17 protein-coding genes are annotated in these 17,838 nt (G+C 65.4%); 9 read left to right on the top strand and 8 right to left on the bottom strand.

Annotated features, from left to right (window positions below; all coding sequences use genetic code 11):
* Window positions 1–99: 99 nt before the first annotated feature.
* The 4 genes from NUV99_05400 to NUV99_05415 all read left to right on the top strand — a co-directional run bounded on the left by NUV99_05400 (window position 100) and on the right by NUV99_05415 (window position 5,820).
* Complete coding sequence (locus NUV99_05400; GenBank protein MCR4419557.1) at window positions 100–1,302, top strand: argininosuccinate synthase; 1,203 nt, start codon at window positions 100–102, stop codon at window positions 1,300–1,302.
* A 4-nt stretch (window positions 1,303–1,306) separates the two neighbouring features.
* The gene (gene argH / locus NUV99_05405) at window positions 1,307–2,716 is read left to right on the top strand and encodes an argininosuccinate lyase (GenBank protein MCR4419558.1); all 1,410 of its coding nucleotides are present in this window, start codon (window positions 1,307–1,309) and stop codon (window positions 2,714–2,716) included.
* A gap of 75 nt (window positions 2,717–2,791) precedes the next feature.
* Window positions 2,792–3,919 carry a fructose-1,6-bisphosphatase gene (locus NUV99_05410; GenBank protein ID MCR4419559.1) on the top strand — a complete coding sequence of 376 codons (1,128 nt, stop codon included), beginning with the start codon at window positions 2,792–2,794 and terminating at the stop codon, window positions 3,917–3,919.
* Window positions 3,920–4,323: 404 nt separating this feature from the next.
* A complete protein-coding gene (locus NUV99_05415) occupies window positions 4,324–5,820 on the top strand; it encodes an aminotransferase class I/II-fold pyridoxal phosphate-dependent enzyme (protein MCR4419560.1) in 1,497 nt (498 codons plus the stop codon).
* A 5-nt stretch (window positions 5,821–5,825) separates the two neighbouring features.
* Here the strand turns inward: NUV99_05415 and NUV99_05420 are convergent, their stop codons facing one another.
* The gene (locus NUV99_05420; protein MCR4419561.1) at window positions 5,826–6,476 is read right to left on the bottom strand and encodes a L,D-transpeptidase family protein; all 651 of its coding nucleotides are present in this window, start codon (window positions 6,474–6,476) and stop codon (window positions 5,826–5,828) included.
* Window positions 6,477–6,586: 110 nt separating this feature from the next.
* Here NUV99_05420 and NUV99_05425 point away from each other — a divergent pair, with 110 nt between their 5' ends.
* From NUV99_05425 to NUV99_05435, 3 genes are read left to right on the top strand one after another with little or no spacing between them, the layout of a single operon-like run.
* The gene (locus NUV99_05425) at window positions 6,587–7,345 is read left to right on the top strand and encodes an MBL fold metallo-hydrolase (protein MCR4419562.1); all 759 of its coding nucleotides are present in this window, start codon (window positions 6,587–6,589) and stop codon (window positions 7,343–7,345) included.
* A 25-nt stretch (window positions 7,346–7,370) separates the two neighbouring features.
* Window positions 7,371–7,940, top strand: coding sequence for a flavodoxin family protein (locus tag NUV99_05430; protein MCR4419563.1), 570 nt, complete (start codon window positions 7,371–7,373; stop codon window positions 7,938–7,940).
* A 26-nt stretch (window positions 7,941–7,966) separates the two neighbouring features.
* Window positions 7,967–9,055, top strand: a complete 1,089-nt coding sequence (locus tag NUV99_05435) for a M20/M25/M40 family metallo-hydrolase (GenBank protein ID MCR4419564.1) — start codon at window positions 7,967–7,969, stop codon at window positions 9,053–9,055.
* Here the strand turns inward: NUV99_05435 and NUV99_05440 are convergent.
* Genes NUV99_05440 through NUV99_05450 form a run of 3 tightly spaced genes read right to left on the bottom strand, consistent with a single transcriptional unit; the run spans window position 9,018 to window position 11,852 of the window.
* Window positions 9,018–9,536 (bottom strand): GNAT family N-acetyltransferase, encoded by a 519-nt coding sequence (locus NUV99_05440; GenBank protein MCR4419565.1) that lies wholly within the window; start codon window positions 9,534–9,536, stop codon window positions 9,018–9,020. The genes NUV99_05435 and NUV99_05440 overlap by 38 nt on opposite strands.
* 49 nt (window positions 9,537–9,585) lie before the next feature.
* Complete coding sequence (locus NUV99_05445) at window positions 9,586–11,508, bottom strand: ATP-dependent DNA helicase (protein ID MCR4419566.1); 1,923 nt, start codon at window positions 11,506–11,508, stop codon at window positions 9,586–9,588.
* A gap of 44 nt (window positions 11,509–11,552) precedes the next feature.
* Entirely contained in the window at window positions 11,553–11,852 is a 300-nt protein-coding gene (locus NUV99_05450; GenBank protein ID MCR4419567.1) for a zinc-ribbon domain containing protein, read from the bottom strand.
* A 334-nt stretch (window positions 11,853–12,186) separates the two neighbouring features.
* Between NUV99_05450 and NUV99_05455 the strand changes: the two genes are divergently transcribed.
* Window positions 12,187–12,669 (top strand): bifunctional nuclease family protein, encoded by a 483-nt coding sequence (locus tag NUV99_05455; GenBank protein MCR4419568.1) that lies wholly within the window; start codon window positions 12,187–12,189, stop codon window positions 12,667–12,669.
* Between the two features lie 56 nt (window positions 12,670–12,725).
* On the opposite strand, the gene NUV99_05460 is transcribed toward NUV99_05455, so the two are convergent.
* From NUV99_05460 to NUV99_05470, 3 genes are all read right to left on the bottom strand, one after another.
* The gene (locus NUV99_05460) at window positions 12,726–14,171 is read right to left on the bottom strand and encodes an RtcB family protein (GenBank protein ID MCR4419569.1); all 1,446 of its coding nucleotides are present in this window, start codon (window positions 14,169–14,171) and stop codon (window positions 12,726–12,728) included.
* Window positions 14,172–14,243: 72 nt separating this feature from the next.
* A complete protein-coding gene (locus tag NUV99_05465) occupies window positions 14,244–15,194 on the bottom strand; it encodes an NAD-dependent epimerase/dehydratase family protein (protein MCR4419570.1) in 951 nt (316 codons plus the stop codon).
* Between the two features lie 280 nt (window positions 15,195–15,474).
* Window positions 15,475–16,242: an alpha/beta hydrolase gene (locus NUV99_05470; protein ID MCR4419571.1), complete on the bottom strand. Its 768-nt coding sequence runs from the start codon at window positions 16,240–16,242 to the stop codon at window positions 15,475–15,477.
* A 422-nt stretch (window positions 16,243–16,664) separates the two neighbouring features.
* Between NUV99_05470 and NUV99_05475 the strand changes: the two genes are divergently transcribed.
* Window positions 16,665–16,973, top strand: a complete 309-nt coding sequence (locus NUV99_05475; protein ID MCR4419572.1) for a hypothetical protein — start codon at window positions 16,665–16,667, stop codon at window positions 16,971–16,973.
* A gap of 53 nt (window positions 16,974–17,026) precedes the next feature.
* Here the strand turns inward: NUV99_05475 and NUV99_05480 are convergent, their stop codons facing one another.
* The gene (locus NUV99_05480; protein MCR4419573.1) at window positions 17,027–17,836 is read right to left on the bottom strand and encodes an S-methyl-5'-thioadenosine phosphorylase; all 810 of its coding nucleotides are present in this window, start codon (window positions 17,834–17,836) and stop codon (window positions 17,027–17,029) included.
* Window positions 17,837–17,838 lie beyond the last annotated feature (2 nt).

The raw sequence follows: 17,838 nt of genomic DNA on the forward strand, positions 1-17,838 counted from the left end.
AAGGAGGCGGCCCGAGCGCCGTCCCTTTTGGGGTTTGGTCGGAGCCCTGCCGCCAGCAAAGGCAGCCTGGTAGGCTGCCAAAACCAGGAGGGGATTGCCTTGGCAGATAAGGTCGTGTTAGCCTACTCCGGCGGATTGGATACCTCGATCATCATTCCCTGGCTGAAGGAGACCTACGGCTACGAGGTCATTGCCTACTGCGCGGACCTGGGCCAGGAAAAAGAGCTGGAGGGGCTGGAGGAGAAGGCTCTCAAGAGCGGGGCGAGCAAGGTTTACGTGGAGGACCTGCGCAGGGAGTTCCTGGAAGGCTACGTCTTCCCGGTGCTGAAGGCCGGTGCCATATACGAGGGCAAGTACCTTCTGGGGACTTCCATGGCCAGGCCGCTGATCGCCAAGCGGCTGGTAGAGGTGGCGGAAAAGGAAGGCGCCCGGGCCGTGGCCCACGGTGCCACCGGCAAGGGAAACGACCAGGTGCGGTTCGAACTCTCGGTAAAGGCCCTCAACCCCGACCTGGAGATCCTTGCCCCCTGGCGGCTCTGGTCCATCCGCTCCCGGGAGGAGGCCATAGACTACGCGCAGGCCCACGGCATACCGGTTCCGGTAACCAAGGAGCGGCCCTACAGCCTGGACCGCAACCTGTGGCATCTCAGCCACGAAGGGGGGCCCCTGGAGGATCCGGCCCAGGAACCGCCGGAGGACGTATACGTGCTGATCACCCCGCCGGAGAAGGCCCCTGAGGCTCCGACTTATGTAAACATCGATTGGGAGCAGGGGATACCGGTGGGTATGAACGGCCGCCGCCTGGATCCGGTCACCCTGGTGACGGAACTCAACCGCCTGGCCGGCGCCTGCGGGGTCGGCGTGGCCGACATGGTCGAGAACCGCCTCGTAGGTATGAAGTCGCGGGGGGTTTACGAAACGCCGGCGGGCACGGTGCTCTACCTGGGCCACCGGGAGCTGGAGTATCTCACCCTAGACCGACAGACGCTGCACTTCAAGGAGATGGTGGCCCAGCGCTACGCCGAACTGGTCTACGACGGCTTCTGGTTTACCCCCCTGCGCGAGGCGCTGGATGCCTTCGTGAACCAGACTCAGGAAACGGTCACCGGGTGGACGCGGCTTAAACTCTACAAGGGGAGCTGCACCCCTGCCGGCGCGTACTCGCCCTACTCCCTCTACTCGGCCGATCTGGCCACCTTCGGCGCCGGCGTCGGCTACGATCACCGGGATGCCGGCGGGTTCATCAATCTCCTGGGACTGCCGCTGAAGGTGCGCGCCAGCCTCTTGCGGCGCGGGAGGTAGGGCCGTGAAGCTCTGGGGGGGACGCTTCCGGGAGGCCACCGACCGCCGGGCGGAGGAGTTCCTGGCCTCCATTGGTTTCGACCGGCGCCTCTACCGGGCGGACATAATGGGTTCCATAGCCCACGCCCGCATGCTGGGCCGCTGCGGCATCATCTCCGCCGAGGAGGCGGAAGCCCTGATCCGCGGTCTGGAAGAGCTCCTGGCCGACATCGAGGCGGGCAAGGTGGAACTTAGGCCGGAGCACGAGGACATCCACCTTAACGTGGAGGCCCTGCTGGGTGAGCGCCTGGGCGAAGTGGCCAGGAAGCTGCACACCGGCCGCAGCCGCAACGATCAGGTGGCCCTGGACCTGCGGCTGTACCTCCGCGAAGAGATCGATTCCTTGGTTGGGATGTTATGTAAACTACAAGAGGTTCTCGTCGCGCTGGCCGAGGAGCACGTGGAGACGGTCATGCCCGGGTACACCCACCTGCAGCGGGCCCAGCCGGTCAGCCTCGGCCACCACCTCCTGGCCTACTTCGAGATGTTCTCCCGGGACCTGGAGAGGCTTTCGGACTGCCGGCGGCGGCTGAACGTCCTGCCCCTGGGCGCCGGCGCCCTGGCCGGACCGGCCTATCCGGTGGACCGGCAGATGGTGGCCGAGGAACTGGGATTTGAGGCTCTGAGCGAAAACAGCCTGGATGCGGTCAGCGATCGTGACTTCGTGGCGGAGTTTCTGGCCGCGGCGGCGCTGATCATGATGCACCTGAGCCGCTTCTGCGAGGAACTGGTACTGTGGTCGAGCGAAGAGTTCGGCTATGTGGAACTGGCCGACCCATTTACCACCGGCAGCAGCATGATGCCCCAGAAGAAAAACCCGGACGTACCCGAGCTTATCCGGGGAAAGACCGGGCGGGTGTACGGGGCGTTGATATCGGTTCTGACCGTGCTCAAGAGTCTGCCCCTGGCCTACAACAAGGACCTCCAGGAAGATAAGGAACCCCTTTTTGACGCCGTAGATACCCTCAAGGCCTGCCTGACCGTATTCCCTCCCCTTCTTGCCTCCATGAAGGTAGACCGGGAAAAACTGGCCCGGAACGCGGCGGGAAAGTACGACCTCTGCCTGGCCACCGACCTGGCGGATTACCTGGTGGCCAAGGGAGTGCCCTTTCGGACCGCCCACCAGGTGGTGGGCAGCCTGGTGGCCCACTGCCTGGAGCAGAAACGGGCCCTGCGGGATCTGGGGCTGGAAGAATACCGCCGCTTCAGCCCCTTCTTTGCCGAGGACGTCTACCGGGTGCTGGACGTCGCCCAGGCGCTGAATAAGCGCAGCGCCTACGGGGCCACCGCACCCCGGCAGATCCGGGAGGCTCTGGGCCGGGCCCGGAGTCGTCTGGAGCGCTGGCAGGAAGGGAAAAATCTCTCACCCCGGTAGGAATTCTGCTATCCTATATCGAAGAAAACAAACATATAGTATAACACATTTCGATCCGGGAGGGAGGGCGCCGCCATGTCGGCATCCAAGGTTACCGTTTCCGTCATCAAGGCGGACGTAGGAGGCTGGGTAGGCCATTCCGGAGTCCACGAACAACTCCTGGCCCGGGCCAGAGAAATGCTTGCCGCCAGTAATCTGCTGATAGACTTCCACGTCACCCACGTGGGCGACGACATCAACCTGATCATGACCCACAATCGGGGGGAAAACTGCCCGGATATTCACCGGCTGGCCTGGGACACCTTCGCCAGCTGCACCGAACTGGCGAAGTCTCTGAAGCTTTACGGGGCCGGGCAGGACCTCCTGGCCGACGCCTTTTCGGGCAACATCCGGGGCCTGGGCCCGGGAATAGCGGAGATGGAGATGGTAGAGCGGCCCAGCGAGCCCGTAGTCGTTTTCATGGCCGACAAGACGGAACCGGGGGCCTGGAACCTGCCCCTCTACAAGATGTTTGCCGACCCCTTCAACACCATCGGACTGGTCATTGATCCCAAGATGCATCAGGGCTTTCGCTTTGAGGTACTCGATCTGGTAGGGCACAAGACCATAACCTTCTCCCTTCCCGAGGAGCTCTACGATCTACTGGTATTCATAGGTGCCCCCGGCCACTACTGCGTTCGGGCGGTCTACAGCAAGGAAAGCGGCGAGATCGCGGCCGTATCCAGCACCCAGCGCCTCAATCTGATGGCCGGCCGCTACATAGGCAAGGACGACCCGGTACTGATCGTCCGCAGCCAGAGCGGCTTCCCGGCCCTGGGAGAAGTGCTGGAGCCCTTTGCCAACCCCCACCTGGTGGCGGGATGGATGCGGGGAAGTCACCACGGCCCGCTCATGCCCGTCCCGGTGGCGCAGGCCACCCCTACCCGCTTCGACGGGCCGCCGCGGGTCGTGGCCCTGGGCTTCCAGCTCTGCCAGGGCAAGCTGGGCGAGCCCCAGGACTTCTTCGCCGATCCGGCCTTCGACCGGGCCCGCCAGACGGCCAACGAGCTGGCGGATTACCTGCGCCGGCTTGGACCCTTCGAGCCGCACCGGCTGCCGCTGGACGAAATGGAGTACACCACCATGCCCGAGGTTCGCAAGCGCCTCAGCGCCCGCTTTGTAGATGCCGAGGCCGGTGTGTCCCAGCGCGCGGCCGGGTCCTAGATGATCGCCGAGCGTCCGCCCGGGTGCCGAGCGCCGGCTCCCGGGCATTCTTCTAAGAAGGGCATTTTCCTCGGTTATCCCGCTTTCTGCCGGCAGTCCTGGTTTCTCCGAGTACCTAAAGCGTGCCGGGTACCGAACTCGGTGAGAGCGGGCGTGGAGGCGGGCGCCAGGCCTCCGGACGGCCGAAGCCGAGGAGCGCCATGGACGGCGCTTCCGAGGGGAGCCCGCCGGAGCGCGAAGCGCAAAGCTGTTCGGTCGGCAAAGCGACCGGTACGAGGGGGAACCAGGACCTGGCGGCAGGGAAAAGTGGAGATCCGTTAGGGTATTTTCTTCTTGACAGCCTCTCCCACCCCCGCTACCATAATAAAGTGTACGCAGCCCAGGGTAGGGAGGACGATGAACCGGTGGGATTTGGGCAGCATCGGGCCCCGCTCTTCGAGGCGGTGCAAAGGTATCTGGCCGAAGGCATAATCCCCTTTCACGTGCCGGGGCACAAGCAGGGGCGGGGTCTTCCGGAGCTGACCGCCTGCCTGGGCTCCCAGGTCCTGGCCATGGATTTGACCTGTCTCCCCGGGCTGGACAACATCTTTAACCCGCATGAGGCCCTGGCGGAGGCTCAGGAATTGGCCGCCGAAGCCTACGGCGCGGACCACGCCTACTTCCTGGTGAACGGTACCACCAGCGGCATTCAGGCCATGATCATGGCCGTGTGCCGGCCGGGCGACAAGATAATCATCCCCCGCAACGCCCATAAGTCGGCCCTGGGTGGACTGATAATGAGCGGCGCCCGGCCCGTTTACCTGCGGCCCGAGGTCAACCCCGAGTTCGGGATTTCTACCGGCATTCGCCCCGAACAGGTAGAGGAGGCCCTCTCGGAGCATCCGGATGCCAAGGCGGTGTTCGTGGTCTACCCCAACTACTACGGTACCGCTTCCGACCTGCCGGGTATCGTTGAGGTAGCCCACCGGTACGGCGTCCCGGTGCTGGTAGACGAGGCCCACGGAGCTCATTTTGCCTTTCACCCCGGCTTCCCGCCTTCGGCCCTGCAGGCCGGGGCGGACCTGACGGCGGTGAGCACCCACAAGCTCCTGGGGTCGCTTACCCAAAGCAGCATGCTGTTGCTCCGGGAAGGCCTGCTGGACCACCGTCAGGTAAAGGCGGTTCTCAACCTGGCCCAGACTACCAGTCCCTCCTATCTGCTGCTATGCTCCCTGGATTTGGCCCGAAAGCAGGCGGCCACCTGCGGTCGTGAGATCTTTACTCGGGTACTGGCCCTGGCGGAGCGGTGTCGGGCGGAGCTGCGCCGGGTCAGGGGCCTGCGGATCCTGGATCGAGAGGCGGCGGGCCGGCCGGGGTGCTGGGCCCTGGACCCCACCAAGATCGTGGTCAACGTTACCAGTCTGGGCCTCTCCGGATATGAAGCCGAGGTCATCCTGCGCCGGGAGTATCGCCTGCAGGCGGAGCTATCGGATCTCTACAACCTGCTCTTTCTCATAACCCTGGGCGACACCCCCGAGACCGTGCGTGCTCTGGTGGCCGCGCTGCGGGACCTGGCTGCGGGCCGGGCGCGGCACAAGCTGCGCAAGTTTACCCCCCCGCTCCCCGCGCTACCCCCGGTGGCCGCGCTTCCCCGGGAGGCTTTCTACAGCGATACTCGCGAGGTTCCTCTGGAAGAGGCGTCCGGGGAGATCAGCGCCGAAGCCATAACCGCCTACCCCCCGGGCATACCCCTGGTCTGCCCGGGCGAGTTGATAACCCAGGAGATCATAGATTACGTCAGCGTCCTGAAACGGGAAAATGCCGAACTGCAGGGGCTTCAGGACCCGGAATTCAAGACCATACGGGTTCTGAAGAAGGTCGCCTATCTGGAGGGTCAGGCCTGGGCGGTGCAGGCCCGCTAACCACCTCAGTAGATGTGCACCGGAGTCCCGGCCGGGATGGTTTCGTAGAACCAGCGGGCATCCTCCAGGCTCAGGCGCACGCACCCGTGCGAGGCAGGCTGGCCCAGCTTGGCCGCCTCTTCGGGAATTATGCGTTGTTGGGCATCCATAGGCACGGAGTGGAACAGGTACTTTCCCCAGCCCTTGAAGGATACCCACCAGCGGGCGCCCTGACGGTACTTGTTGCTGTAAAACCATTCCCCGCGGTTTTGGATGCGGAACTGTCCGGTGGGGGTGGGCTGGTCCGGAGTGCCGGTAGAGGCTACCATCTCCCGTACCAGTTCCCCGGCCCGGTACACCCGCACGCGCTGTTCTTCAATGCTTACTTCCACCCGGTAATCGGGTGTCTTCGTCTGGTCGTCCTCTTCTGCGGGTTGCTCCTTTTCGGCCGGGCCGGAGGAAGGAGGCCGGGGAACCGCAGGCTCGGAGGGCGACGAGGGGGGATCGTGAGGCGTGGGGTCTTCGGTGGAGGGCAAGGCGGGATCTAAGGCCGGCGAAGCCGGGGAACGGCCTTCCGGAGCGGTAGGAAAGGCGGCGCCGAGAAGCATCAGTCCGGCCAACAGCATGAGGGTCAGGACCAGGTTTCCCGGGCTCCGGGATCTTTGTCTGCAGGCCAAGGCTCGTCCCCTCGCTTTCGCGTACTTCTTCGGCGGGAACGGGAGGAAGTCCTGCCGGAGGGCGTGGCGGCAGGCGGGAAAGTTCTCTGAGGAGGTAGGAGACGGAGGCCATGGATCGGATAGTATTCCTGGGGACGGGCGGAGCCAGGTTTGTGATGGCCAGGCAGATACTGGCCACCGGGGGGCTGTGGCTGGTGCTTAACGGTACCGAAATCTCCCTGGACCCCGGCCCCGGGGCCATAGTCCACGCCAAGAAGAAGAAACTGGATCCCACCAGGCTGGCGGGAATACTCATCTCCCACCGGCACCTGGATCACTGCGGGGACGTAAACGTCATGATCGAGGCCATGACCGAGGGCGGCACCCGGCGCCGGGGCGCGGTTTTCGCGCCCGAAGACGCCCTGGAAGACGATCCGGTGGTACTGCGCTATCTGCGCCCCTTTGTGGAGGAAGTGGTGGTTCTCAGGCCCCTGCAGCGCTACCGGGTGGGCGAAACCGCCTTTGAGACCTCCATGCCCCACCGGCATGGCGCGGTCCAGACCCTGGGATTCCGCTTTTTTACCGCCGGGCCGGTGGTTTGCTACCTGCCCGATACCCGTTACTTCCCCGAACTGGCCGATTTTTACCGGGGAGATATACTGATTATGGCCGTGCTGCTGGCAGAGCCGCGGCCGGGGATTCCCCATCTTTCCGTTCCCGAGGCCCGGCAGTTGCTGCTGGACCTAAGGCCCAAGGTGGCTCTGCTCACCCATTTCGGCACCACCGTCTGGCAGGCCCGGCCGTGGGAACTGGCAGCCAGACTGACGGAGGAAACCGGAGTGCGGGTAGTGGCCGCCCGCGACGGTATGGAGTTTTCCTTGGAACTCTAACCACTGGTCATATGGGGGGAGTGGCGTGAAGGTAGTAGGTATTGCCGGAAGCACCCGCAGGGAGGGAAATACCCGCCGGGTGGTGGAAGAGGCGCTGGCGGTATGCCGCCGGGAAGGCCTGGAAACCCACCTGATCGACCTGGCAGACAAGCAAATCGAGGACTGCCGGGTTTGTCTTTACTGCCGCCGGCACCCGGGCCAGTGCGCCCAGGAGGATGATCTTGGGGCCATCTACCGGGAGCTGAAGACTGCGGACGCCTTCATCCTGGCCTCGCCGGTGTATTTCAGTTCCGTTACCGGCCGGGTCAAGGCTTTGGTGGACCGCGTAGGGTGGTTGAGCGGTTCGGAGGGACGGGTTTTCGAGCGCAAGGTAGGCGGTGCCCTGGTGGTTGGCAGGCGGGCCGGCCACATTTTCGCCTTCAGCGAGCTGAATAATTTTTTCCTCCACCAGGGCATGATCGTACCCGGTTCGAGCTACTGGAACGTGGCCTTCGGCCGGGAGCCGGGGGAGGTAGGCGCAGACGCCGAAGGTCTGGCTACGGTACGCAACTTCGCTTCTAATCTGGCCTGGCTGGTGAAGAAACTTGCCCAGTAATCTGACAAAGACCGGAGGTGGAAGGTTTGGAGCTGGAAGGTTGGGTGCGGGCCAAGCTGCGGGAGCTGATCGCCATCCCCAGTGAGACCGGCCATGAGACCGCCCTGCTGAGGCACCTGGAGGACGACCTGGCGGGCTTCGCCGTTCCTCTGGCCCGGCAGCCGGTCAGCGGCGACCGTTACAACTTACTTCTCAACCCCCTGCCGGAGCCCGCCCTGCTCATAGACGTGCATGTGGATACGGTACCTATCGGCCTGGAAGGAGTGGGCTGCCCCTTGCGGGAGGAGGACGATCTGCTCTACGGCCGGGGAGCCTGCGATGCCAAGGGCAGCCTGGCGGCGATCCTGGCTGCCGTCCGCTGGTGGCTGGAGCGGGCTTCCTTCTCCACCCTGCCGGTGACCGTAGCCTTTACCGTGGACGAGGAAGGCGCCGGACTGGGGTCGGAAGTGCTGGCGGCGGCCATCCGGCCGCAGGCGGCCCTGGTGATGGAGCCCACAGAAATGGTGGTTTGCGTGGCTCAGGCCGGCTCACTGGTGGTGCGGCTCAAGGCCCAGGGTCTGGCGGCGCACGGAAGCGAGATCGAGCAGGGTCGGAACGCCTGCGAGCGGCTGCTCCGGTCCCTTTCCGCCCTTTCTTCCCTTTCCTTCCTGGGCCGGGAGCACGCTCTTCTGGGACGGGCCACCTACAACCTTCGCTACCTGCACGGCGGCACTCCGGAGCTGGTAGTGCCCGGCCGTTGCGAGGCGGTGGTGGACTTCCGCTTCTTGCCTTCCCAGGAACCGGACGCGGTGCAGCGGGAGGTGCAGGCCTTCTGGGAAGGCGAGGGCCTGGAAGGAGAGGTGGTAGAGGTTGCACCCCCCTACGAAATTGAGCCCGGGCAACCGGTGGTGCGCCTCCTGGGCTCTGCCTTGCGGCGGGCTTTGGGCCAGGAAGCCGTAATCGGCGGCATCAAGAGCTGGACCAACGCGGAAAACTACCATGCCGCCGGCGTGCCGGCGATAATCTGGGGACCGGGCAGGCTGGCCGTGGCCCATAGCCCCCGGGAGCATATCCGGGTTTCCGAGTTGGTGGCCGCGGTTAAGGTGCTGGTCGCTCTTTTTGAGGAGTGGGGTTAGTCTCTTCCTCCCGCCACATGCGCAGCCACTTTCCCCAGGAGCCGCGGGGCTCAAAGCCCGCCTTCAGGTAGAAGGCCTGGGCCTTTTGGTTCCGGTCTCCCACCCAGAGCTCGAACCGGTTCAGGCCTTTTGCCCGCAAGAGCTCCAGGCCGGCCTCCAGCAGTCGCTTGCCCAGGGCGCGCCCCTGGTATTCCGGATCCACCACGATTTCGTGGATCTCCCCCACCCTCTGCCCGTTGAGGGTTTCCCAGCGGTGGTCCACGGCCACGAAGCCCACCGGGCGTTCTCCGGCAAAGGCTACCAAGAGGCGGCCCTCCCCCCTGCGCTTAAGCCAACGCAAATAGGCTTCTATTTCCTGGTCGGTGTTGTAGGAGTAAAGGGGGAGGTCGCGATAGGCTCGCTTATAAAGGCTCTTCAGTTGTTCCAGAAGGTTTTCCGGGTCGGCGGTTTGGAGACGAATTTCCGGTTGGGCCCCATCCATAGATCAGAGCATCTCCATGGACTAGTCTGCATAAGGCCGGGCCCGATTATTACCCGGCGCGGAAAAAGCGCCGCACTTCCTCCAGGCTCCGCGTGCGCGGGCAGGGAGGCAGCGCCGCCAAGAAACGTCGACCGTAGGCGCGGGTGGTAAGCCGGGGATCCAGGATGGCCACCACCCCGCGGTCCTGGCGTTGCCGGATCAGGCGGCCGAAGCCCTGCTTCAGCCGCAGCACCGCCCGGGGCAGGCTGTACTGGTTAAAGGCATTGCCGCCGGCCGCCCGCAAGGCCTCCAGGCGGGCCCGGGTCACGGGATGGGTAGGCACCTCGAAGGGGAGGCGGTCGATGATCAGGCAGGACAGCGCCTCTCCGGGCACGTCGATACCCTCCCAGAAGGAAGCGGTGGCCAGGAGCACCGAACTGACCTCTTCCCGGAAGGTGCGCAGTAACGAGTGGCGGGGCAGTTCGCCCTGGCGGTACAGCGGATAGCGAATGCGGGGACGCAGGTAGTGGTAGACCAGGTTCAGACCGCGGAAGCTGGTGAACAGCACCAGCGCCCTGCCCCGGCTCACCTCGATCAATTCCCCCACCCGGGGCGCCAGAAGCCGGTAGTAGTCCGGTTGGTTGGGATCGGGCAGGTCGTCGGGGAGGTACAGCAGGCACTGTTCCCGATAAGAAAAAGGCGAGGCCACGCAGAGTTCCGGGCCCGGAGGGAGACCCACCTCCCGGCGGAAAAAGCGGAAATCCCCCGCCACGCTCAAGGTGGCGCTGGTGAGGACCGCCGTCCGAAGGGCGGAGAAAAGGTGTTCGGCCAGAAGCTCCCCCACGGCCAGCGGGGTGGCCAAGAGGCGATTCCGGTAGGGCGCGTGTCCGGTGGTCTGGCCCCAGGACACGTAGCCCTCCTCTCCCCGCAGGATAAAACTCAGGTCCGAGGCCAGCCTCTCTGCCTCTGCGGCCAGCTTGCCCGCCGCCTCGCGCCGGGCCGGGTCTACACCCTCCAGGGGCAGTTCCCGGATGCGCCCGGACAGCCGGCGCAGGAGTTCGAGCAGTCTTTGCGCGAGATCGGAGGGGTATCCGGAAAGCGGCCAGGCGTCTTCTTCTTCCCCCGGCGGGGGACCCAGGGCGGCAAGGAAGGCGGCGGCGGTCTCCTCCAGTTCCCTTCCCCACGGCGCCTGCCAGCCGGGCAGGCGCAGGAGGAAGAGGTTGCGCACCAGGGCGGCAACCCGTCCTGCCCCTACCTCCACCGAAAGCGCGGCTGCAGCCACCTCCGGCAGGTGGTGGGCTTCGTCGAAGACCGCTATCTCGTGCTCGGGCAGGACCGCCGCTTCCTCGTCGCTGGCCACCCGCAGCCGCAGGTCGCTGAGATAAAGGTGGTGATTGACCACCAGCAACTGCGCCCGGTAGGCCTGTTCCCGGGCGCGGAGCAAGAAGCATTCGCCTTGATAGGGACAGTAAGGGCGCAGGCAGGTCTCGTCTGCGGCCACCCGCGCCCACAGGTCCGGATCTACCCTTCCTTCTATTTCCTCTACATCCCCGGTGTGCGTTTCTCGGGCCCAGGCCGCCAACTCCTCCCAGCCGGCTTTGCGGAAAAGAGAGGGCAGCGCTTCTTCTTCTCGGCCCAGACGCCAGCGGCACAGATAGTTCCTCTTACCCTTGACCAGCGCCACCTCTACCGGGCGGGGCAGCAGCCCTTCCAGTCGCGGCAGATCCAGCCTCAGGATCTGCTCCTGCAGGGCAATGGTGCCGGTGCTCACCACCGCCTTCCGGGTGGAGCCGGACAGGTGGCAGAGCAAGGGAACCAGGTAGGCCAGGGACTTGCCGATGCCGGTGCCCGCCTCGGCCAGGAGGTAGCCCCCGCGGTCGAGGACCGCCGCTACCGCCGAGGCCAGTTCCTCCTGCCCCGGACGGGGTTCAAATTCTTCCCAGCCGCGCGCCAGAGCGGCAAAGGCCTTTTCCCAGGTCGCTGCCGACGACATAACCGTGAGCTTCGGGCGGGCGGGCTAGGCCGGCAGGCAGTTTCCTAGCGCCGCGCGGCTCCCCGGCGGCGGCTGAAGCACTGGGGGCAGTAAACCGGGCGCCCCGGCGCCGGCTGGAAGGGGAGTTCGGCTTCCCGGCCGCAATCGGCGCATACCGCGCGGTATTTCACGCCGGGGGCGGCGTTGCCGCGCGGGGGTCGCGCCTGCCGGCGGGCGGCCCGACAGCTGGGGCAGCGCGAGGGCTCGTTCTGGAAGCCCTTGGCGGCGTAGAATTCCTGCTCGCCCGCGGTGAAAACGAAGGTGCGGCCGCAGTCCTTGCACACCAGGTTACGGTCTTCAAACATCTACCGGACCCTCCTTGGGACTATTAACCTCGTTTTCCCGGACGGCCGAGGCTCCCGGAGGAAGGGCCCAGTAGACACGGCCAGCCTTGAAAAGAGGTCTAATTAATTCTACTGCACTTTCAGGCGGAGAACAACCGGGCACCAGCCAGTATATGTAAATTTATCAACCGCGGCCCTGGTCGGCGCGGGGACAGCGCTTGTATTTTCAGGCCTGCCGGCATATAATACAGGTGAAACAGAGCAAAAGCCAAGGCGAGGATGATGTCTCATGGGCTGCCTTCACTAGCTCAGGATCGAGGTAGGGTTTGGTGGCTACCCAAGGGGGTGAAAGGCAGTGCTCATTCCTCTGAAAGTGCGTCAGGTGGTGCTGGACCAGTCTCTGAGTCCGGTGGTACTCTTGGTGGACGGCGAGGAGAAAAGGGTGCTCCCCATTTGGATCGGCCCTTTTGAGGCCCAGGCCATCGCCATGGCCCTGGAGGGGATCATGACCCCCCGTCCCATGACCCATGACCTCCTGCGCAACGTATGCGAGAACCTCGAGGCCAAGGTGGAACGCATCGTGGTGAGCGACCTGCGCGACGGGACCTACTACGCCGAGATCTTCTTCGTGCGCTCGGACGGTCGAGAAGTGGTGGTGGATTCCCGCCCCAGCGACGCCATCGCCCTGGCCTTGCGCTGCGGCGCCGAGCTGTACATGACCGACAAGGTGGCTTCCTACGCCCTGTCGGTGGAGGAACTCATGAAGGCCCAGCAGGAGGCAGAGTCCGCGAGCGGCAAGGTCATCAACCTGGAGGACTATAAGAAAACCCTGCACTAAGCCCCAAGGACGATCGGGAGCCCGGGCCGCAAGCAGAGCCCGGGCTTTTGGTTTTTCTAGCCCTCACTTCCCTCGCCTTTGATGACCGCCAGCGGCCGCAGCCGGACTACCTTCCGGGTGATGCCGATTTCGGCCAGGGTGTCCACGACTTCGTCCACGTCTTTGTAGGCGGAAGGCGCCTCGTCCAGAAGCTGGCGGTAGTCCGGGCAGGTAACCAGGACGGCGCCCAGACTGCGCTCGAATTCCTCGCGGGAAATGGTCTTCCTGGCCGCCGAGCGGGACATCACCCGGCCCGCGCCGTGGTTCACCGAATAATAGGTTTCCGCCGCGGCCGGCAGGCCCACCACCACGTAGGAGGCGGTGCCCATACTGCCGGGGATGATGGCCGGATGGCCGGTATCCCGGTACTCGGGCGGATTGGCCGGGTGGCCGGCGGGGAGGGCTCGGGTGGCACCCTTGCGGTGCACCAGCACGCGGCGGCCGCGGTGCTCCTCCCATTTGGCGATGTTGTGGGCCACGTCGTAGAGCAGCGGCAGGGGGCGCGGTCCCAACCCGGCCAGGAACTCCGGATGCCTGGCGAATACCTCCAGGAACGCTTCTCTTACATCTACGGTGATCAGCTGCCGGTTGGCAAAGGCAAAGTTGGTGGCGCAGGCCATGGCCGCCAGGTAGCGGCGGCCCTCCCGGCTGTCGATGGGGGCGCAGGCCAGACCCGCGGAGGGAAGCTGGATCCCGTGGCGGCGGGCCGCCGCCTGCATGAGCCGGCTGTAGTCGGTGCAGATCTGGTGGCCGAACCCCCGGCTGCCGGTGTGAATGAGCACCGCAAGCCTCCCCGGGTGCAGCCCCCAGCGGGCGGCGATCTCCGGCTCGTATACCGTCTCCACGTAGCCCAGCTCGATGAAGTGGTTCCCTCCCCCCAGAGTGGCCAGCTGATCGGAACGCTCTACCGCTTCCCGGCTTACGGCGGCCAGGTCGGCGTCGGGAAGAAAGCCCCCCTCTTCGATGCGGCTGATGTCCTCGGGGTAGCCGAATCCCTTCTCCACCAGGGCCGGGGCTCCCTTGAGGGCCACTTCCTCCAGGATGCCGCGCCGCAGCTCCACGTGCCGGCTCTTCTTGCCGATGCCGGTAGGCACCCGCTTCAGTATTGCGGTTATCAGTTCCTGCAGGACGGCACGGGGCACCTCCGAGGCGGGAAGGGAGGTGGTCAGGAGCCGCACCCCGCAGTTGATGTCCATGCCCACCGCCCCGGCGGACACGATTCCACCTTCCTCGCCTACCGCCATCACCCCGCCGATGGGTAGCCCGAAGCCGGTGTGGAGATCGGGCATGCCCACCACCGGGGAAAGCACGCCCGGGAGCGAGGCGGCGTGGGCCAGCTGCTGCAGGGCCTCGGCCTCGACCAGGCCGGCCCGGAGGCGGGGACTGAGGTAGACCACCGCCTCGGCACCGTGCTTGCCGTTTTCCAGTCGCCACCGGTTGGGCCCGGCCGGCTTGAGGCGCATGCTTCTCTCCTCCGAGTCTTTTTCACCTTCCGTCGGGGTCCGGGCTGCGCCTGCGGCCCTAGGCCTGGCCGGCTAGCCGGCCAGGTGGGCCACCGTGCGGGCCAGCCCTTCCCTCAGGTCAACCCGGGGCTTCCAGTCCAGCTCCCGGGCCGCCTTGGAACAATCCAGGAAAATGCTCCGCAGCTCACCCGCTCTTTCCGGCCCGTGCTCGGCCTCTCCCGGGTAGCGGGTCAGGTCTTTCAGGAGGCTAAAGAGCCGGTTTACCGAGGTTCCGGAACCGGTACCGATGTTGTAGGCCCGGTCGTCGGGCGCGGCCGCATCCCGGGCCCGGGGTCCTCGCTGCAGGTGCTCAAGGGCCAGGAGGTTGGCCCGGACCACGTCTTCCACGAATATGTAGTCCCGCACCTGCTCGCCCGTACCGTAGATGGTAGGCCTCTGGCCGCGGAGCATCTTCTCGCCGAAGATGGCCACCACTCCGGCCTCGCCGTGGGGGTCCTGGCGCGGCCCGTAAACGTTGCCGTAGCGCAGGGCCACGTAGGGCAGCCCGTGGGTCTGGTGGAAGCTGTAGAGATAGTACTCCGAGGCCAGCTTGCTCACCCCGTAAGGAGAAACCGGCTTCTTGGCGGCCTTCTCGTCCACGGGCAGGGTCTCGGGCTCGCCGTAGACCACCCCTCCGGAGGAGGCGAAAATCACGCCTTCCGCCCGGTAGCGGAGGCAGTTTTCCAGTACATTGAGCAGGCCGAGCAGGTTGATGCGCGCGTCCTCGCCCGGCTCGGCCACGGAACGCCGCACGTCGATCTGGGCGGCGTGGTGGTTAACCACCTGGATGCCTTCCCGGCGGAATACCTGGCTCAGGTCCTCCCTGGATATATCCAGCTGATAAAACCTGGCCTGGGGATTGAGGTTCTGCCGCTTTCCCCGGCTCAAGTCGTCCACCACGCACACCTCGTGTCCCCTTTCGATTAGGGCGTCCACCAGGTGCGAGCCGATAAAGCCCGCCCCCCCGGTTACCAGTATGCGCAAGGCTTCCCCCTCCTGACGAATCCCTAATTTGCCCTCCCGGCAGTCCTGGTTCCCCCTCGTACCGGTCGCTTCGCCGACCAAACTAGGGCTCGAGCTTCGGCCTCCGGCGGGCACACCGCTTAGGCGCCATCCATGGCGCCGGCGCGGCTTCGGCCTTCCATGGCCTTCGGCCCGCCTCCACCCTCGCTCTCGCCAAGTTCGGTGCCCGGCGAGGCTTTAGGTACTCGGTGGAACCAGGACTGCCGGGGGAAAGTGGGGATGACCCAGTTCTACCTCCCCGTCAGAGTCCTAGCTGCTTGATCCAGCGGAAAAAGGTATCCCATACCACCCGGTAGTGCTGCGTGTAGGAGTGGTCCGCGCCCGGCACCACCAGCAGTTCTTTGGGCTCGCCGGCGGCTTCCCAGAGGGCGTACACGTCGTCCACCGGCACTACCTGATCCTGATCGCCGTGACACAAGAGCAGCGGCCGCGGGCTCAAGCGTCGCGTGCAGTCCAGGACGTCGTAACGGGTCAAGTCGGCAAAAAACTCTTCTCTCAGGTACACCCGTACCCCCAGGATGCTGTCCCAGATCAGAAGATCGCCGGTATAAGGGCGGGCCCGCTCCCGGGGGAAGTTGCGCCGGGGGAAGGCTACTGCCGACCAGGTGCAAACCGCCCGCACCCGAGGATCGGCGGCCGCCTGACAGAGTGCGGTAGTCCCGCCGAAACTGCGGCCCAGGGTCACCACCGGGCCGTACCCCAGCAATAGCGCCTGGTCCACCGCCGCCGTGAGGTCGGCTATCTGGCCGGAGAGGGTGAGGTCGTGAAACTCGCCTTCGCTTTCCCCGTTGCCGGCAAAGTCGAACAGCAGGCTGGCCCACCCGGTCTCCTGGGCCAGGGTCTCGGCCATGGCCAGAGCCCTCCCCTGCCCCTCCTTGCTTCCGGTAAAACCGTGACAGACGACCACTATCGGCTGCGGCTCCTGCGGCCGCAGCGAGGGGCTGTAGACCAGCCCGCTCAGGTTCAGTCCGCGCGGGTTTACAAAGGCAAGCCGGTGCCACTGCCACAAGGGTAATCGCCTCCTGCCAGACCGGAACCGGAGGGCAAGACCCGACGCGGCTGCGTCTCCCCCGGCGGTACCGGGTCTCCCCGTTCGTACTGTCACCCTCGCCGACCGAGCTAGGGCTCGGGCTTTGCTCTCCGGCGGGCTCCCGGCGGAGGCGCCATCCGTGGCGCCCCGCCGCTTCGGCCGTCCGTGGCCTCCGGCCCGCCTCCGGGCTTGCCCTCGCCGAGTTCGGTATCCGGCGAGTGTGCCAATGTACTCAGGGGAGCACCCGATACCGCCCAGGGCAAACTCAAGATCCGGCCGCGGATGCGGTGCTTGCCCGGCCTCCACCCCCTATGGTATCATAGGTACACCCTGAGAGGCTACCATTCCCAACGGAAAGGGGTGGCGCGGCCGGCCCCGGGCGGTTCCGGGTCCGGAAGGTTATGGAGGTCACCATAAACTTGCGCCAGGAAGGGGAGAGCCTGCTGGATCTTCTGAAGGCCGCCATCCGCCAGTGGCAATCCTCTCCCTGGCCGCACGAGCAGGAGCGGGTGCGGTTTGCCGTCAGCCTCTTCCGGCGTTGCCTGGCCGCATACGCCGACTCCCTGGAAGAGGCCCGGGCCAAGGCCGAGACCGGCTACAACCTGGAGGTGGACCGGCGCCTGGTAAAGGAAATGGAGGAGAAGCTGAGCTACTGGCAGCGCAAGCTCGAAGAGCTTACGGGTAGCTCGCTGCCGGGGCCGGCCCGATAGGCGGCAAACCGGCCGACCCGGTAAACTAACCCCTGGAGCGGCGCTTCCGGGCCTCAGGGTTCCATGCGGGCGTCGTCCAGGGCGCGGCCGCAGGAGCAGTTGCGCTCCGGCGGCAAGGACTCGATTACGGCCAGAAGCAGGCGGCGCAGCCTCTCGTTGTTCTCGGCGAACACCCGCAGCACTTCCTCGTGAGTCACGGGCTGTATTTCCGGTCTGCCTTCCAGCCCCACGTCGTAGTCGGTGACCACGGAAATATTGGCATAGCACATCCCCAATTCGCGGGCCAGGATGCACTCCGGGTACTGGGTCATGTTGATGACCTCCCACCCCATGGAGCTGAACCAACGGCTTTCCGCCCGGGTGGAAAAACGGGGCCCCTGGATCACCACCACGGTTCCTTGAGGGTGCAGGGGCAGTCCCAGCTCCCGCGCCCGCTCGGTAATCATTTCCCGCAGTTGAGGGCAGTACGGATCGGCGGCGGATATGTGGGTGGTTATCGGACCGTCATAGAAAGTATCGGGCCGTCCCCAGGTCCGGTCCACGAACTGGTCGCAGACCACAAAGTCGCCCGGCCGGATATGCGGCTGCAGGCTCCCCACCGCGCAGGGCCCCAGCACGTATTGCACTCCCAGCTCTTTCATGGCCCAGAGGTTGGCCCGATAGTTTATGCGGTGCGGGGGCAGAGAGTGCTCCCGCCCGTGCCGGGGCAGAAAGGCCACGGTTCTGCCCGCCACGGTGGCCAGCGCCAGCTTATCGCTGGGCGGACCGTAGGGAGTATCGACCTTGATCTCCTCCACGTCGGGCAGAAAGGTGTAAAGGCCGGAACCTCCGAAAACCCCTACCAAGGCCCTAGACTTCGCCATAC

Source organism: Clostridia bacterium (assembly GCA_024653205.1).
Classification (GTDB): domain Bacteria; phylum Bacillota; class DSM-521; order Neomoorellales; family SLTJ01; genus JANLFO01.

Coding starts and splice junctions, on each gene's coding strand:
- NUV99_05440 (MCR4419565.1), bottom strand. CDS start 9,536: ATGGATGGGGCCCAACCGGAAATTCGTCTCCAAACCGCCGACCCGGAA.
- NUV99_05425 (MCR4419562.1), top strand. CDS start 6,587: ATGGATCGGATAGTATTCCTGGGGACGGGCGGAGCCAGGTTTGTGATG.
- NUV99_05480 (MCR4419573.1), bottom strand. CDS start 17,836: ATGGCGAAGTCTAGGGCCTTGGTAGGGGTTTTCGGAGGTTCCGGCCTT.
- NUV99_05445 (MCR4419566.1), bottom strand. CDS start 11,508: ATGTCGTCGGCAGCGACCTGGGAAAAGGCCTTTGCCGCTCTGGCGCGC.
- NUV99_05450 (MCR4419567.1), bottom strand. CDS start 11,852: ATGTTTGAAGACCGTAACCTGGTGTGCAAGGACTGCGGCCGCACCTTC.
- NUV99_05475 (MCR4419572.1), top strand. CDS start 16,665: ATGGAGGTCACCATAAACTTGCGCCAGGAAGGGGAGAGCCTGCTGGAT.
- NUV99_05460 (MCR4419569.1), bottom strand. CDS start 14,171: ATGCGCCTCAAGCCGGCCGGGCCCAACCGGTGGCGACTGGAAAACGGC.
- NUV99_05410 (MCR4419559.1), top strand. CDS start 2,792: ATGTCGGCATCCAAGGTTACCGTTTCCGTCATCAAGGCGGACGTAGGA.